The sequence below is a fragment of the Roseibium sp. MMSF_3544 genome (genome assembly GCF_030732845.1).
In the GTDB taxonomy this organism is placed as follows: domain Bacteria; phylum Pseudomonadota; class Alphaproteobacteria; order Rhizobiales; family Stappiaceae; genus Roseibium.
Map to the genome: position 1 here is coordinate 1 of NZ_JASHKA010000047.1, position 16,512 is coordinate 16,512.

13 protein-coding genes and 1 tRNA gene are annotated in these 16,512 nt (G+C 58.0%); all 14 read left to right on the forward strand.

Annotated features, from left to right (window positions below; genetic code table 11):
- Window positions 1–77 (forward strand): hypothetical protein (locus RBB47_RS30630; protein WP_282047751.1); only part of this gene is annotated, 77 nt, incomplete at its 5' end.
- A 109-nt stretch (window positions 78–186) separates the two neighbouring features.
- A tRNA-Trp gene (locus tag RBB47_RS30635) sits at window positions 187–262 on the forward strand.
- A gap of 104 nt (window positions 263–366) precedes the next feature.
- Window positions 367–564, forward strand: a complete 198-nt coding sequence (gene secE / locus RBB47_RS30640) for a preprotein translocase subunit SecE (RefSeq protein WP_305989738.1) — start codon at window positions 367–369, stop codon at window positions 562–564.
- Between the two features lie 53 nt (window positions 565–617).
- The gene (gene nusG, locus RBB47_RS30645) at window positions 618–1,148 is read left to right on the forward strand and encodes a transcription termination/antitermination protein NusG (protein ID WP_305989739.1); all 531 of its coding nucleotides are present in this window, start codon (window positions 618–620) and stop codon (window positions 1,146–1,148) included.
- Between the two features lie 176 nt (window positions 1,149–1,324).
- Complete coding sequence (gene rplK / locus RBB47_RS30650) at window positions 1,325–1,753, forward strand: 50S ribosomal protein L11 (RefSeq protein ID WP_305989740.1); 429 nt, start codon at window positions 1,325–1,327, stop codon at window positions 1,751–1,753.
- Window positions 1,754–1,757: 4 nt separating this feature from the next.
- A complete protein-coding gene (gene rplA / locus RBB47_RS30655) occupies window positions 1,758–2,456 on the forward strand; it encodes a 50S ribosomal protein L1 (protein ID WP_305989741.1) in 699 nt (232 codons plus the stop codon).
- Window positions 2,457–2,774: 318 nt separating this feature from the next.
- Complete coding sequence (gene rplJ, locus RBB47_RS30660) at window positions 2,775–3,293, forward strand: 50S ribosomal protein L10 (protein WP_305989742.1); 519 nt, start codon at window positions 2,775–2,777, stop codon at window positions 3,291–3,293.
- A 60-nt stretch (window positions 3,294–3,353) separates the two neighbouring features.
- Entirely contained in the window at window positions 3,354–3,734 is a 381-nt protein-coding gene (rplL, locus tag RBB47_RS30665) for a 50S ribosomal protein L7/L12 (protein ID WP_305989743.1), read from the forward strand.
- A gap of 272 nt (window positions 3,735–4,006) precedes the next feature.
- Window positions 4,007–8,143: a DNA-directed RNA polymerase subunit beta gene (gene rpoB, locus RBB47_RS30670; RefSeq protein WP_305989744.1), complete on the forward strand. Its 4,137-nt coding sequence runs from the start codon at window positions 4,007–4,009 to the stop codon at window positions 8,141–8,143.
- 92 nt (window positions 8,144–8,235) lie between these two features.
- A complete protein-coding gene (rpoC, locus tag RBB47_RS30675) occupies window positions 8,236–12,435 on the forward strand; it encodes a DNA-directed RNA polymerase subunit beta' (protein ID WP_305989745.1) in 4,200 nt (1,399 codons plus the stop codon).
- Window positions 12,436–12,509: 74 nt separating this feature from the next.
- A complete protein-coding gene (locus tag RBB47_RS30680) occupies window positions 12,510–12,803 on the forward strand; it encodes a regulator (RefSeq protein WP_305989746.1) in 294 nt (97 codons plus the stop codon).
- 633 nt (window positions 12,804–13,436) lie between these two features.
- Window positions 13,437–13,808, forward strand: coding sequence for a 30S ribosomal protein S12 (gene rpsL, locus RBB47_RS30685; RefSeq protein WP_006936459.1), 372 nt, complete (start codon window positions 13,437–13,439; stop codon window positions 13,806–13,808).
- Window positions 13,809–13,820: 12 nt separating this feature from the next.
- Window positions 13,821–14,291 carry a 30S ribosomal protein S7 gene (gene rpsG / locus RBB47_RS30690; RefSeq protein WP_305989747.1) on the forward strand — a complete coding sequence of 157 codons (471 nt, stop codon included), beginning with the start codon at window positions 13,821–13,823 and terminating at the stop codon, window positions 14,289–14,291.
- A gap of 24 nt (window positions 14,292–14,315) precedes the next feature.
- Window positions 14,316–16,391 carry an elongation factor G gene (fusA, locus tag RBB47_RS30695; protein WP_305989748.1) on the forward strand — a complete coding sequence of 692 codons (2,076 nt, stop codon included), beginning with the start codon at window positions 14,316–14,318 and terminating at the stop codon, window positions 16,389–16,391.
- Window positions 16,392–16,512: the final 121 nt, after the last annotated feature.

Sequence of the window (16,512 nt, forward strand, 5' to 3'; positions counted from 1 at the left end):
AAGAAGGCCTGCGCTTCGCAATCCGCGAAGGTGGCCGTACCGTCGGCGCCGGCGTCGTCGCATCCATCATCGAATAAAGATGAATTAAGGTTGCCGGGTCTTGTACCCGGCAGCTTGCCCTCTTAAGTCTTGCGATGCGTGGCTTCAGAGGGTATCAGGAGCATGGCTGCGATTGCGGTCCTCTGAAGGGGTATAGCTCAGCTGGTAGAGCGACGGTCTCCAAAACCGTAGGTCGCGGGTTCGAACCCTGCTGCCCCTGCCAATTTGCTCTTGATTAATCTGCCTCGAGGGCTTAAAGAGTTTCCTCGAGTGAGGCGCGCGGAGATTTTTCGCGCGCCCACTCGTATTTAACAGACCGGAACCGGAATGGCGAAGACCAATCCCTTTAAATTCATCCAGGAAGTGCGCTCTGAAACGTCGAAAGTGACGTGGCCGACGCGCAAAGAGACTGCCGTGACCACCGCCATGGTGTTCGTGATGGTCATGATTGCGGCGATTTTCTTTCTGATCGCGGACCAGCTTATGAGCTGGGGCATTGGATATATTTTGGGTGTCGGCAGCTAAGTAAGACCGACCGTCTGGTTTGTAGACAAGAACAAGAAACGGAACTGAGACCTATGGCCAAGCGCTGGTACATTGTGCACGCCTATTCCAATTTTGAGAAAAAGGTCGCCGATTCTATTCGCGAGAAGGCCGAACAGAAAGGTTTGTCCGATCTGTTTGAAGAAATCCTCGTTCCGATGGAGAAGGTCGTTGAAGTGCGCCGTGGCCGCAAGGTCGACACCGAGCGCAAGTTCTTCCCGGGTTATGTCCTGGTGAAGATGGATATGACCAACGAGGCGTTTCACCTGATCAAGGACACGCCGAAAGTCACCGGGTTCCTGGGCGCGGATCAAAAGCCGATGCCGATCCCGGAAAAAGAAGCCCTGCGCATCATGAATCAGGTGCAGGAGGGCGTCGACCGGCCCAAGCCGTCGGTTACCTTCGAGGTTGGCGAGCAGGTGCGGGTGTCCGACGGGCCCTTCGCGTCGTTCTCCGGTCTTGTTGAGGAAGTTGACGACGAGCGGGCGCGTCTCAAGGTGGCGGTGTCCATCTTCGGCCGTGCAACGCCGGTGGAACTGGAATTCGGTCAGGTTGACAAGCTCTGACCGTTTGCCGTCCCGAGGGGCGGTTTGAGAGCCTGGTGTCCGGTCGTTGAGACAAGGAAACCGGGATGGAATAGGTGGAAGGTTCTGACATTCTTCGCCGGATGTCGCCGAGGAACCGGACCACCAGCTCCCAACCAGCCGGATCGCCGTCCGGCTGCGCATGATTGGAGAGAGACATGGCGAAAAAAGTTGAAGGCTTCCTGAAACTTCAGGTGCCGGCAGGCTCCGCTACTCCGTCGCCGCCCATTGGTCCGGCGCTCGGTCAGCGTGGTCTGAACATCATGGAATTCTGCAAGGCGTTCAACGCGCAGACCCAGGATGTTGAAAAGGGTGCTCCGTGCCCGACAGTGATTACATATTACTCCGACAAGTCCTTCACCTTCGAAGTGAAGACGGCTCCGGTCAGCTTCTTTCTGAAGAAGGCTGCCAAGCTGCAGAAGGGCTCGCAGACCCCGGGTCGCGGCACAGTCGGTTCCGTCACCAAGGACCAGGTGAAGGAAATCGCAGAAGCCAAAATGAAAGACCTGAACGCCAACGACGTTGAAGCTGCAATGCTGATGGTTGAAGGCTCCGCCCGCTCCATGGGCCTTGAGGTTAAGGGGTAGGATCATGGCGAAGGTTGGAAAGCGTATCAATGCAGCGCGTGAAGGCATCGACCGGAACAAGCTGTACTCTCTGGATGAGGCTATCGGCCTTGTGAAAGGGCGTTCCAAGACCAAGTTCGACGAGACCGTTGAAGTTGCGATCAATCTCGGCGTCGATCCGCGTCACGCAGACCAGATGGTCCGTGGCGTGTGTGTTCTGCCGAACGGGACGGGCAAAAACGTTCGTGTTGCTGTGTTCGCACGCGGCGACAAGGCCGATGAGGCCAAGGCAGCCGGTGCCGACATCGTCGGTGCGGAAGAACTCGTCCAGGAAGTGCAGGGCGGCAAGATCGATTTCGATCGCTGCATTGCCACCCCGGACATGATGCCGCTGGTCGGCCGTCTCGGTAAGGTTCTCGGCCCTCGCGGCCTGATGCCGAACCCGAAGGTTGGAACGGTAACTCCGGACGTCACCGCGGCAGTCAACGATGCCAAGGGCGGTGCGGTCCAGTTCCGCGTCGAAAAGGCCGGTATCGTTCACGCCGGTGTCGGCAAGGTGTCCTTCTCTGAAGAGGCCATTTCCCAGAACGTCAAAGCTCTGGTGGATGCCGTCCAGAAGGCAAAGCCGTCGGGCGCCAAAGGTTCTTATCTGAAGCGCATTGCCGTGTCCTCCACGATGGGCCCGGGCGTGAAGATCGATCTTGCCAGCGTGTCTGGCGAATAATCCGGGTCACCGGATTGACATGAGATTTCGGCCGTAAGGCCGGATAGACCCGGCGGCTCTCTGCCGGGTTGCCCTGTCCGAGACTGCAGGTGCCGGGAGACCGGCTTAAGCACTATAGGCCTGCATAGATGGGTGAGAACCGAATTCTCCGCGCAAGCGGAAACCGAGGTTCGAACCAGACCTTGCCGCGCGTTTCATGCGTGAGGGTGAGGGGACAGGACCCTGAGCGCCGCCTTTACGACGGTTCCGGGTTCGGGACCATCTGCCGGGCGGCAAAGGTAAACCGGTGGCGGCAACGTCACCAAATGGAGAAGGCAAGTGGAAAGAGCGGAAAAGCACGAGTTCGTGGCATCTCTCAACGCCGAGCTGGAAGGCACCGGCGTCGTTGTTGTCGCGCACTATGCAGGCCTTTCGGTTGCTCAGATGACCGCATTGCGGGCGTCTGTGCGTGAAGCCGGCGGTTCTGTCAAAGTCGCAAAAAACCGTCTTGTGAAACTCGCCCTTAAAGGCACCGACCTTGAGCACATCTCCGACCTGTTTCAGGGCCCTACCGTTCTCGTTTACTCCGAGGACCCGGTAGCCGCACCGAAAGCAGCCGTCGACTTCGCCAAGGCCAACGAAAAGTTGGAAATTCTTGGCGGTGCTCTTGGAACGACCAACCTGAACGCGGATGGCGTCAAGTCTCTTGCAACCATGCCGTCGCTCGATGAGCTGCGTGCGAAACTGGTTGGCATGATTCAGACCCCGGCATCCCGGATTGCTCAGGTTGTCAACGCACCGGCCGGGCAGCTCGCCCGTGTCGTCAATGCGTATGCCACGAAGGACGAGGCCGCATAAGGCGTCCAAACACACTGTCTAATGTAACCAACACTGGTTCGAACTTAAGGTACTGAAAAAATGGCTGATCTTGAAAAGCTCGTAGAAGAACTGTCCTCGCTGACCGTCATGGAAGCAGCTGAACTTTCCAAGCTTCTGGAAGAAAAGTGGGGCGTTTCTGCTGCTGCTCCGGTTGCTGTTGCTGCTGCTGGTGGCGCTGCAGGCGGCGAAGCTGCTGCTGCTGAAGAGAAAACCGAATTTGACGTTGTTCTGTCTGCTGCTGGCGACAAGAAAATCAACGTGATCAAGGAAGTCCGCGCAATCACCGGTCTTGGCCTGAAGGAAGCTAAGGAACTCGTTGAGTCCGCTCCGAAAGCCGTCAAGGAAGGCGTTGCCAAGGACGAAGCTGAAGAGCTGAAGAAGAAGCTGGAAGAAGCTGGCGCTTCTGTCGAGCTGAAGTAATAGAGGCTTTTGCCTTTTGAACGGTCCCGGTTTCCGGGACCGTTTGTTGCCCCGGCGGGTCCGACCCGTTTCCGGGGCAAACGCACCACTAGGGTATGCCGCGTTTGTCTGCTGCGTCGCGCTTGCCCTGGGCCCCATAACCCGGTCAGCTTTTCTTCCAGGTGGAAGCTGATTGAATTTGGGGGACGGTTTTCCGAAGCGCCCGGGCGGGCAGCCCGATTGGAAAAGGGGCGTTTCGGGAAGCCGTTACCCGGCCGATACGAGGAGCGACAATGACCCAAACGTTCAACGGTCGCAAAAAGGTCCGTAAATATTTCGGATCGATCCGCGATGTCGCGGCAATGCCCAATCTCATCGAGGTGCAGAAAGCATCCTACGACCAGTTTCTCCAGGTCGACGAGATGCCGGGCGGTGGCCGCAAAAATGAAGGCCTTGAAGCGGTCTTCCAGTCCGTGTTTCCCATCTCCGATTTCGCAGGTACGTCCCTGCTGGAATTCGTTTCCTATGAATTTGAAGCTCCAAAATATGACGTAGACGAGTGCCGTCAGCGCGACATGACGTTTGCTGCGCCGCTGAAGGTAACCCTGCGCCTCATCGTCTTCGACGTTGATGAAGATACCGGTGCCAAGTCCGTTAAAGACATCAAGGAACAAGATGTCTACATGGGCGACATGCCGTTCATGACCGACAACGGCACCTTCATCGTGAACGGTACGGAGCGCGTGATCGTTTCCCAGATGCACCGCTCTCCGGGCGTGTTCTTCGATCACGACAAGGGCAAGACCCATTCCTCCGGCAAGCTGTTGTTTGCCGCGCGCGTCATTCCGTATCGTGGCTCCTGGCTCGATATCGAGTTCGACGCCAAGGACATCGTGCACGCACGTATCGACCGCCGCCGCAAGATCCCGGTGACGTCGCTGCTGATGGCGCTTGGCCTCGACGGTGAGGAAATCCTCAACACCTTCTACAACCGTGTTGATTACACCCGCCAGAAAGACGGGTCCTGGCGCATGCCGTTCGATGGTGCCCGCCTGAAAGGCACCAAGGCATCCTACGACCTGATCGACGCGGACAGCGGTGAAGTCGTTGTTGAAGGCGGCCGCAAGATCACGGCACGTACGATCAAGCAGTTGAACGAAAAGGGCATTACCGCTCTGAAAGTCACGGATGAAGATCTGCACGGCCAGTATCTCGCCGAAGACATCGTCGACATGCAGACGGGTGAAATCTACGCCGAAGCAGGTGACGAGATCACCGGCAAGCTGCTGGAAGAGCTGGTAGAACGCGGTTATCACGAGCTGCCGATGCTCGACATCGACCACGTCAACACTGGTCCTTACATCCGCAACACGCTGGCAGTCGACAAGAACGAATCCCGCGAGGATGCGCTCTTCGACATCTACCGTGTGATGCGTCCGGGTGAGCCGCCCACCATCGATACCGCGGAAGCAATGTTCCAGTCGCTCTTCTTCGATGACGAGCGCTATGATCTGTCTGCTGTCGGCCGCGTGAAAATGAACATGCGCCTTGACCTTCAGTGTGAGGACACCGTCCGCACGCTGCGCAAGGAAGACATCCTGGAAGTCATCCGCGTTCTGCTCGAACTGCGCGACGGCAAGGGCGATATCGACGATATCGACAACCTCGGCAACCGCCGCGTGCGGTCCGTCGGCGAGCTGATGGAAAACCAGTATCGTGTCGGACTTCTGCGCATGGAACGCGCGATCAAGGAGCGTATGAGCTCTGTTGAGATCGACACGGTCATGCCGCAGGATCTGATCAATGCGAAGCCGGCGGCTGCTGCCGTCCGTGAATTCTTCGGTTCTTCGCAGCTGTCGCAGTTCATGGACCAGACCAACCCGCTTTCGGAAGTCACCCACAAGCGCCGTCTGTCGGCTCTTGGACCGGGTGGTCTGACGCGTGAACGTGCTGGCTTTGAGGTTCGCGACGTTCACCCGACGCATTATGGCCGTATCTGCCCGATCGAAACGCCGGAAGGCCCGAACATCGGACTGATCAACTCGCTGGCAACATTCGCGCGCGTCAACAAGTACGGCTTCATCGAAAGCCCGTACCGCAAAGTCAAGGACGGCGCCGTCACCAACGAGGTCGTCTATCTGTCCGCAATGGAAGAAGCCAAGCACTATGTGGCTCAGTCCAATGCGGAGTATGACGCCGATGGCCGCTTCACGACCGAGCTGATCACCTGCCGTCACGCAGGCGAGAACATGATGGTACCGTCCGAGAGGGTTGACCTCATGGACGTTTCACCGAAACAGCTCGTGTCCGTTGCAGCAGCGCTCATCCCGTTCCTGGAAAACGACGACGCCAACCGTGCACTCATGGGGTCGAACATGCAGCGTCAGGCCGTGCCGCTTGTGCGCGCCGAGGCGCCGTTTGTCGGCACCGGCATGGAACCGATCGTTGCACGCGATTCAGGTGCTGCCATTGGTGCACGCCGGGCGGGTGTGGTCGATCAGGTCGACGCGACGCGTATCGTTATCCGGGCGACGGAAGAACTGGATCCGGGTAAGTCCGGCGTCGATATCTACCGGCTGCAGAAGTTCCAGCGGTCAAATCAGAACACCTGTATCAACCAGCGTCCGCTGGTGCGTGTTGGTGACCGGGTCCACAAGGGCGACATCATCGCCGATGGTCCGTCCACTGACCTTGGTGATCTGGCACTTGGCCGGAACGTGCTCGTCGCGTTCATGCCTTGGAACGGTTACAACTTCGAGGATTCCATCCTGCTTTCCGAGCGGATCGTGTCCGACGATGTCTTCACCTCCATTCACCTTGAGGAATTCGAGGTGATGGCGCGTGATACGAAGCTTGGTCCGGAGGAAATCACCCGCGACATTCCGAACGTTTCGGAAGAAGCGCTGAAGAACCTCGACGAAGCCGGCATTGTCTATATCGGTGCGGAGCTGAACCCGGGCGACATTCTGGTTGGCAAGATCACGCCGAAGGGCGAAAGCCCGATGACGCCGGAAGAAAAACTTCTGCGTGCCATCTTCGGTGAAAAGGCTTCGGACGTGCGCGACACGTCCCTGCGTTTGCCGCCAGGTGTTTCCGGTACGGTTGTCGAAGTGCGTGTCTTCAATCGCCACGGCGTTGAAAAAGACGAGCGTGCCATGGCGATCGAGCGCGAGGAAATCGAGCGTCTCGCCAAGGACCGTGACGACGAACAAGCAATTCTTGACCGGAACGTCTATGGCCGTCTGGCCGAGATGCTGATGGACAAGAATGCTGTTGCCGGCCCGAAAGGCTTCCGCAGCGGTGTTCTGACCGGTGATGTTCTCAATGACTTCCCGCGGTCGCAATGGTGGCAGTTCGCCACTGACGACGAGAAGTTCATGTCCGAGATCGAAGCCCTGCGCGGTCAGTATGACGACAGCCGCAAGCGGCTTGAGCAGCGGTTCATCGACAAGGTCGAGAAGCTGCAGCGCGGTGATGAACTGCCGCCTGGCGTCATGAAGATGGTCAAGGTCTTCGTTGCCGTGAAGCGCAAGCTTCAGCCGGGCGACAAGATGGCCGGCCGTCACGGCAACAAGGGCGTCGTGTCCAAGATCAACCCGTGCGAAGACATGCCTTTCCTGGAAGACGGAACCCATGTCGACATCGTGTTGAACCCGCTCGGCGTGCCGTCGCGCATGAACGTTGGCCAAATCCTGGAAACCCACCTCGGGTGGGCGTGCCGCGGTATGGGCAACCGGATTGGTGAAATGTACGAAGAGTACAAGCGCTCCGGTCAGCTCGAAGAGCTTCGCGGCAAGATTGTCGAGATTTACGGTGACAACATGAAGGGTGATGACGTCAAGGAATACGATGACGAAAGCATCGTGCGCCTGGCGGACCAGCTCAAGAAGGGCGTTTCCATTGCGACGCCAGTCTTTGATGGCGCTCGCGAACCTGATGTCGTGGAAGCACTGAACATCGCCGGCTACGACCAGAGCGGCCAGTCCGTTCTCTACGATGGCCGGACCGGTGAAGAGTTCGATCGCAAGGTGACCGTGGGCTACATCTACATGCTGAAGCTCCACCACCTTGTCGACGACAAGATCCATGCCCGTTCGATCGGCCCGTACTCGCTCGTCACGCAGCAGCCGCTGGGTGGTAAGGCACAGTTCGGTGGCCAGCGTTTCGGGGAAATGGAGGTCTGGGCGCTGGAAGCCTACGGTGCAGCTTACACGCTGCAGGAAATGCTCACTGTGAAGTCGGACGACGTGGCCGGCCGTACGAAGGTCTACGAGGCTATCGTGCGCGGCGACGACACGTTCGAGGCGGGCATACCGGAAAGCTTCAACGTGCTTGTGAAGGAAATGCGGTCCTTGGGTCTCAACGTTGAACTGCAACGTACTGATGCACCCATGATTGCCGAGGAAGAAACTGCTGACGCAGCAGAATAACCCCGGCAACGGACCCACTATGACTTGGCGTGCCGGTAACGGGGAGGGGCAAGAGAGCCCGATCCCCGGCCGAGCATCGAAGGAGATGGATCATGAATCATGAGGTCATGAACCTGTTCAACCAGCAGGCTCCCGCACAGACCTTCGACAATATCCGGATTTCGCTTGCGAGCCCGGAAAAGATCTTGTCCTGGTCTTTCGGCGAAATCAAAAAGCCGGAGACCATCAACTACCGTACGTTCAAGCCTGAACGCGACGGCCTGTTCTGCGCACGTATCTTCGGCCCGATCAAGGACTACGAGTGTCTTTGCGGCAAGTACAAGCGCATGAAATATAAAGGCGTTATCTGTGAGAAGTGTGGCGTTGAAGTCACCTTGTCGCGGGTCCGCCGCGAGCGCATGGGCCATATCGAACTGGCGGCTCCCGTCGCCCATATCTGGTTCCTGAAGTCTCTGCCGAGCCGCATTGGCCTGCTGCTTGACATGACACTGAAGGACCTGGAACGCGTTCTTTACTTCGAAAACTACGTGGTCCTGGAGCCGGGCCTGACCCCGCTCAAGCAGCACCAGCTTCTCTCCGAGGAAGACTTTGTTGCCGCTCAGGACGAATACGGTGAAGATGCCTTTACCGCGATGATCGGCGCAGAGGCGATCCGCGAGATCCTGATGAGCATGGATCTGGAGCGGGAAAGCGAAAAGCTTCGCCAGGAAATCGCCGAAGCGACCACGGAGCTGAAGCCGAAGAAACTGGCCAAGCGCTTGAAGGTTATCGAGGCCTTCATGGAATCCGGTAACCGTCCGGAGTGGATGATCATGACCGTTATCCCGGTCATTCCGCCGGATCTGCGTCCGCTGGTTCCGCTCGACGGCGGCCGGTTCGCGACATCGGATCTGAACGATCTTTACCGCCGCGTGATCAACCGTAACAACCGTCTGCGCCGCCTGATGGAACTGCGTGCCCCGGATATCATCATCCGGAACGAAAAGCGCATGCTTCAGGAATCCGTTGACGCCCTGTTCGACAACGGCCGCCGCGGCCGTGTGATCACTGGTGCCAACAAGCGTCCGCTGAAGTCGCTCTCCGACATGCTGAAAGGCAAGCAGGGCCGCTTCCGTCAGAACCTGCTCGGCAAGCGCGTCGACTATTCCGGCCGGTCGGTGATTACCGTGGGCCCGGAACTGAAGCTGCATCAGTGCGGCCTGCCGAAGAAAATGGCGCTTGAGCTGTTCAAGCCGTTCATCTATTCGCGCCTCGACGCCAAAGGCTTCTCTTCGACCGTCAAGCAGGCCAAGAAGCTGGTGGAAAAAGAGCGTCCCGAGGTCTGGGACATTCTCGACGAGGTAATCCGCGAGCACCCGGTTCTGCTGAACCGTGCGCCGACCTTGCACCGTCTTGGCATCCAGGCGTTCGAGCCGACCCTGATCGAAGGCAAGGCGATCCAGCTTCACCCGCTCGTCTGTTCGGCATTCAACGCCGACTTCGACGGTGACCAGATGGCCGTTCACGTACCGCTGTCGCTGGAAGCCCAGCTTGAAGCACGTACGCTGATGATGTCGACCAACAACATCCTGCACCCGGCGAACGGGGGCCCGATCATCGTGCCGTCGCAGGATATCGTTCTCGGTCTTTACTACCTCTCCATCATGGCTGAGGGAGAGCCGGGCGAGGGCATGGCCTTCGGTGATATCGGCGAGATCCATCATGCGCTGGCCAACAAGGTCATCACGCTGCACACCAAGATCAAGGGCCGGTACAAGTCCGTTGATGAAGACGGCAATCCAACGTCTGAAATCATCGAGACGACGCCGGGCCGGATGCTGATTGCAGAGCTGCTGCCGAAGCATTTCGAAGTGCCTTACGAGGTCTGCAACAAGCTGATGACCAAGAAGGACATCTCCAAGATGATCGACACGGTTTACCGTGCCTGCGGTCAGAAGGAGACGGTCATCTTCTGTGACCGCATCATGGAACTTGGCTTCAAGAACGCCTGTAACGCAGGTATCTCGTTCGGCATGGACGACATGGTCATTCCGGACACCAAGCAGAAGCTGGTTGCCGAAACCGCGTCGCTCGCGACCGAATACGAGCAGCAATATAACGACGGTCTGATCACCCAGGGCGAGAAGTACAACAAGGTTGTCGACGCCTGGGCGAAATGTACCGACAAGATTGCTGACGAAATGATGGCGCGCATCAAGGCGGTCCAGGTCGACGATGAGACCGGACGTCAGAAACCGATGAACTCGGTCTATATGATGTCCCACTCCGGTGCCCGTGGTTCGCCACAGCAGATGAAACAGCTTGCCGGCATGCGCGGCCTGATGGCCAAGCCGGACGGTTCGATCATCGAGAACCCGATCATTTCGAACTTCAAGGAAGGTCTGTCGGTTCTGGAGTACTTCAACTCCACGCACGGTGCCCGTAAGGGTCTGGCCGACACCGCCTTGAAGACGGCAAACTCCGGTTATCTGACCCGCCGTCTTGTGGACGTTGCGCAGGATTCCATCATCCTTGAACAGGATTGTGGTTCTCAGCGCGGCATCACTGTTGCGCCGATCGTCGACGCCGGTAACGTGATCGCCTCCCTGGGCATGCGTGTTCTCGGGCGGACGACTGCAGAAGACGTGGTCAACAACCAGACCGGCGAATTGCTTGTTCCGAAGGGCAAGCTCATCGACGAGAAGGATGTTGAAGCCATCGAGGCTGCGAAGGTTCAGCAGGTGAAGATCCGGTCGGTTCTGACATGTGAAACCGAGACCGGTGTCTGTGCGACCTGTTACGGCCGTGACCTTGCGCGCGGTACTCCGGTGAACCTTGGTGAAGCGGTTGGTGTTATCGCTGCTCAGTCGATCGGTGAGCCTGGCACTCAGTTGACCATGCGCACGTTCCACATTGGTGGTACCGCACAGGTTGTCGACAGCTCGTTCATCGAGTCCAACGTCGACGGTACAGTCAAGATCCGGAACCGCTCGGTGCAACGCGATTCCGACGGCAACCTCATTGCCATGGTCCGCAACATGTCCATCGTTGTCATCGACAGCGACGGCAACGAGCGTGCCGTGCACCGTGTCGCCTACGGCTCCAAGCTGCATGTCGACGAAGGTGATGCGGTCAAGCGTGGACAGCGGATTGCCGAATGGGATCCGTACACCCGTCCGATGCTGGCGGAAGTCGACGGTGTCGTGGACTTCGAAGACCTGATCGATGGCGCGTCCGTCCAGGAAACGGCGGACGAGGCAACAGGTATCACCAAGCGTGTCGTCATCGACTGGCGGTCTTCGCAGCGTGGCGCCGATCTGAAACCGGCCATCGTTATCAAGGATGACAAGGGCGCGATTTCGAAAAACGCACGTGGGTCCGATGCCCGTCTGATGCTGTCGGTTGACGCTGTTCTGTCGGTGCAGCCCGGCTCAACGGTCAAGGCCGGTGACGTTCTGGCGCGTATTCCGCTGGAAAGCGCCAAGACCAAGGACATTACCGGTGGTCTGCCGCGTGTTGCGGAACTGTTCGAAGCCCGCCGTCCGAAGGATCACGCGATCATTGCCGAAATCGACGGCACGATCCGCTTCGGCCGCGACTACAAGAACAAGCGCCGCATCATCATCGAGCCGGCAGAGGAAGGTGTCGATCCGGTCGAATATCTCATCCCGAAAGGCAAGCATTTCCATCTTCAGGAAGGCGACGCCATCGAAAAGGGTGAGTACATTCTCGACGGCAACCCGGCACCGCACGACATTCTGGCCGTTAAGGGCGTGGAGGCACTCGCTGCCTATCTCGTCAACGAGATCCAGGAAGTCTACCGTCTGCAGGGCGTGACCATCAACGACAAGCACATCGAAGTGATTGTCCGTCAGATGCTCCAGAAAGTCGAAATCACCGATCCGGGCGACACCGAGTTCTTCTCGGGCGAACAGATCGACAAGATCGACTTCGACGAAGCCAACCAGAAAGCGATCGACAACGCGAGGGATCCGGCAAAGGGCGTTCCTGTCCTGCTCGGTATCACCAAAGCCTCGCTTCAGACCCGGTCGTTCTTCTCTGCCGCTTCCTTCCAGGAAACGACCCGCGTTCTTACCGACGCGGCTGTCAACGGCAAAACCGACCCGCTGGTCGGTCTCAAGGAGAACGTAATTGTCGGCCGCCTGATCCCGGCCGGTACCGGTGGGGTGATGAAGCGCATCCGCCAGATTGCGACACATCGCGACGACCTGATCCAGGAAGCGCAACGTCAGCAGTCTTCGGAAAGCGCGTCGGAAGGCTTGCTGGAAGACATGACCGGAGCCGCCGAATAAACGGTATCTTCAAGAACGAACGAAAGGCCGCCTCCGGGCGGCCTTTCTGCATGGAACCAAAAACGAGCTGAGTGATGAACGACAACGAACTCGAGCTGGAACCGGTGGTCTACATTGTCATCGGCCGCGTCTGGGAAAATGAAGACGCGCTTCCAGATGACGCAATCACCATCCATGCCTTGCTCAGGGCGCCAGATGATGACGACGCGGTCCGCAGAACGCTGGAAGCACTGCAGGGGCAGGGTTTTGCCGAAGCCGAACTTGACCAGATTGGTGTCATGGACGGAGAACCCGACGATCCGCTGTACGAAGGCGCTTACCAGGATGCACTCGCCGGCAACGTCGCAATCGTGACCTTCACAGGTTGAGTGAGACCGGCCGAAGACCGTGCGGTCTGCGTCCGGCGTGGGTTCAGGTCACAAAACGCTAGCTATGTAAATCGACTCGACATGGCTGCCATGGGAATTCGATGAATCGCCTCAGGTTCGGCCAGTGATAAGGCACAGGATTCGCAGGAACTTGCCGCCGATCCGAAGGTGACGACCTGTTGGCGACCATGCGCAAATTCCCGCCACGCAATAAAATTACCCAAACTCTGATCCCGGCAGACGTTTAATTACTGTATGTGGCTGATTTCATATTAAAAATTCGGTATTTGGATTTGTCTCACGCGAAACGCGGATTTTTCGACAAAGCACTTGACGCAATGGGTGCATATGAGTAGGTTCCGCGCATCCCAAGGGCAGGCGGTAAGAGTGAACCCGTCCAGCGCGAAACTTGAGCGCCGGACCCAATCCTCTTAAACGCTGCCGGGTTACATAGGCGAATACGCGTCGATTGCATGACCGCGAGGCAACTCGTGGTCCTCTGGTTTTTCGCAGCGCCTGCCGCTCATTTGAGAGCGCGCGGGCGCGATTCTGCATGTCCAGACGGATTTGCAGGGTCAGCGGGGGACTGCAGTTGCATACGAATTTTTGGATGGACAAGGTAAAGGGCAAAGAATGCCGACCATCAACCAGTTGATCCGCAAGCCGCGGAAAGATCCGCCGAAGCGGAACAAGGTGCCGGCCATGGAGGCCTGCCCCCAGAAGCGTGGTGTTTGCACCCGCGTTTACACGACGACGCCGAAGAAGCCGAACTCGGCTCTGCGTAAGGTGGCCAAGATCCGCCTGACCAACGGCTTCGAAGTCATCGGCTACATCCCGGGTGAAGGCCACAACCTTCAGGAACACTCGGTGGTGATGATCCGCGGCGGCCGCGTGAAGGACTTGCCGGGTGTGCGCTACCACATCATCCGTGGTGTGCTGGATACCCAGGGCGTTAAGGATCGTAAGCAGCGCCGTTCGAAATACGGCGCCAAGCGGCCGAAGTAAGGAGCACGTTAGATGTCCCGTCGTCACCGCGCTGAAAAACGCGAAATCAACCCGGATCCGAAATTCGGGGATGTCGTCGTCACGAAGTTCATGAACTCCATCATGTACGACGGCAAGAAATCCACCGCCGAACGCATCGTCTACGGTGCATTCGACGTTGTCGAGAACAAGACCCGCGAGAACCCGATCGAAGTGTTCCATGCGGCTCTTGAGAATGTCATGCCGCAAGTAGAAGTCCGCTCCCGCCGTGTTGGTGGCGCGACCTACCAGGTTCCGGTCGAGGTTCGTTCAGACCGCCGTCAGGCGCTCGCGATCCGCTGGCTGATCACCGCGGCACGCAACCGCAACGAAACCACGATGGTTGATCGTCTCTCCGGCGAACTGCTCGATGCAGCAAACAACCGTGGTACCGCAGTTAAGAAGCGCGAAGACACGCACCGGATGGCTGACGCCAACCGCGCGTTCTCGCACTATCGCTGGTAAAAGTTACTTCGAAGGGCTGACGCTATGTCGCGCACGCACAAAATCGAGGACTACCGTAACTTCGGCATCATGGCTCATATTGATGCCGGTAAGACCACGACCACGGAACGTATCCTCTACTACACGGGCAAGAGCCACAAGATTGGCGAAGTTCATGACGGCGCTGCCACCATGGACTGGATGGAGCAAGAGCAGGAGCGTGGCATCACGATCACCTCTGCAGCCACCACCGCCTTCTGGAACGATAAGCGCCTGAACATCATCGACACCCCAGGTCACGTCGACTTCACCATTGAAGTTGAGCGTTCGCTGCGTGTTCTCGATGGTGCCGTCGCTCTTCTGGACGCAAACGCCGGCGTTGAGCCGCAGACCGAAACTGTCTGGCGTCAGGCCGACAAGTACAACGTTCCGCGGATGATCTTCGTCAACAAGATGGACAAGCTGGGCGCCGACTTCGATCGGTGTGTCACCATGATCAAGGAGCGCCTCGGCGCAACTCCGCTGGTCATGCAGCTGCCGGTTGGCGCTGAGAGCGAATTCGCTGGCTGTGTCGACCTTCTGAAGATGAAGGCACTGATCTGGCAGGCTGAAAACCTCGGTGCTGCATGGGACGAAGTCGACATTCCGGCCGATCTTGCCGATCGCGCCCAGGAAATGCACGACGCCCTGATCGAGACGGCTGTTGAAGTCGACGAAGAGGCAATGGAAGCTTATCTGGAAGGCGAAGAGCCGACCATGGAAAAGCTGAAAGAGCTGATCCGCAAGGGCACCATCAGTGGTGAGTTCGTGCCGATCTTCTGCGGCTCCGCGTTCAAGAACAAGGGCGTTCAGCCGCTGCTCGACGCTGTTGTCGACTTCCTGCCGAGCCCTGTTGAGGTTCCGGCCATCAAGGGCGTCGATCCGAAGACCGAGGAAGAAGCAGAGCGCAAGTCGTCCGACGATGAGCCGCTCAGCCTGCTGGCATTCAAGATCGCCAACGACCCGTTTGTCGGTTCGCTGACGTTCTGCCGGATCTACTCTGGTGTTCTGAACAAGGGTGTCTCCCTTCTGAACACGGTCAAGGACAAGCGCGAGCGTGTCGGCCGTATGATGCAGATGCACTCCAACTCCCGTGAAGACATCGATGTAGCCTATGCCGGCGACATCGTTGCGATTGCAGGCCTGAAGGACACCACGACCGGCGACACGCTGTGTGATGCCCTTAAGCCGGTGATCCTGGAGCGCATGGAGTTCCCCGAGCCGGTCATCGAGATCGCTGTCGAGCCGAAAACCAAAGGCGACCAGGAAAAGATGGGTCTTGCCCTCAACCGCCTGGCTGCTGAAGATCCTTCTTTCCGCGTCAAGACGGACGAAGAATCCGGCCAGACGATCATTGCGGGCATGGGCGAACTGCACCTCGACATCATCGTCGACCGCATGAAGCGTGAGTTCAAGGTCGAAGCGAACATCGGTGCGCCGCAGGTGGCTTACCGCGAAACCATCACGAAGGTTGCTGACGTGGATTACACCCACAAGAAGCAGTCCGGTGGTTCCGGTCAGTTCGCTCGCATCAAGCTCACCATCGAGCCGTCCGAGCCGAATGAAGGTTATGTCTTCGAGAGCAAGGTTGTCGGCGGTAACGTTCCCAAGGAATACATCCCGGGCGTTACCAAAGGTATCGAGAGCGTCATGTCTTCCGGTCCGCTGGCAGGCTTCCCGATGCTCGACATCAAGGCAACCCTGACCGACGGTGCATACCACGACGTCGACTCCTCGGTTCTCGCATTCGAGATCGCCGGCCGTGCCGGTTTCCGCGAAGCGATCCAGAAGGCCGGCCCGAAACTGCTCGAGCCGATCATGAAGGTCGAGGTTGTCACCCCTGAAGACTACATGGGTGACGTGATTGGTGACCTGAACTCCCGCCGCGGCCAGATCGCAGGCACGGAGAACCGGGGCATCGTGACCGTCATCACCGCAATGGTTCCGCTGGCCAACATGTTTGGCTATGTGAACAACCTGCGTTCCATGTCTCAAGGCCGCGCCCAGTATTCGATGGTGTTCGATCACTACGAGCAGGTGCCGCAGGCTGTCGCCGAAGAGGTTCAGGCGAAATACGCCTGACCCCAACCTCTTGATGTCAAAAAGAAATAGAGAAACGGAGTAATCCGATGGCGAAGGAAAAATTTGAGCGCAACAAGCCGCACGTTAACATTGGCACGATTGGCCACGTTGACCATGGCAA

Excerpts from the sequence above, each read along its gene's own strand:
- fusA (WP_305989748.1), top strand. The coding sequence starts at position 14,316 with ATGTCGCGCACGCACAAAATCGAGGACTACCGTAACTTCGGCATCATG.
- secE (WP_305989738.1), top strand. The coding sequence starts at position 367 with ATGGCGAAGACCAATCCCTTTAAATTCATCCAGGAAGTGCGCTCTGAA.
- rpoC (WP_305989745.1), top strand. The coding sequence starts at position 8,236 with ATGAATCATGAGGTCATGAACCTGTTCAACCAGCAGGCTCCCGCACAG.
- rplA (WP_305989741.1), top strand. The coding sequence starts at position 1,758 with ATGGCGAAGGTTGGAAAGCGTATCAATGCAGCGCGTGAAGGCATCGAC.
- rplK (WP_305989740.1), top strand. The coding sequence starts at position 1,325 with ATGGCGAAAAAAGTTGAAGGCTTCCTGAAACTTCAGGTGCCGGCAGGC.
- rpsL (WP_006936459.1), top strand. The coding sequence starts at position 13,437 with ATGCCGACCATCAACCAGTTGATCCGCAAGCCGCGGAAAGATCCGCCG.
- rplL (WP_305989743.1), top strand. The coding sequence starts at position 3,354 with ATGGCTGATCTTGAAAAGCTCGTAGAAGAACTGTCCTCGCTGACCGTC.
- rpoB (WP_305989744.1), top strand. The coding sequence starts at position 4,007 with ATGACCCAAACGTTCAACGGTCGCAAAAAGGTCCGTAAATATTTCGGA.
- RBB47_RS30680 (WP_305989746.1), top strand. The coding sequence starts at position 12,510 with ATGAACGACAACGAACTCGAGCTGGAACCGGTGGTCTACATTGTCATC.
- rpsG (WP_305989747.1), top strand. The coding sequence starts at position 13,821 with ATGTCCCGTCGTCACCGCGCTGAAAAACGCGAAATCAACCCGGATCCG.
- nusG (WP_305989739.1), top strand. The coding sequence starts at position 618 with ATGGCCAAGCGCTGGTACATTGTGCACGCCTATTCCAATTTTGAGAAA.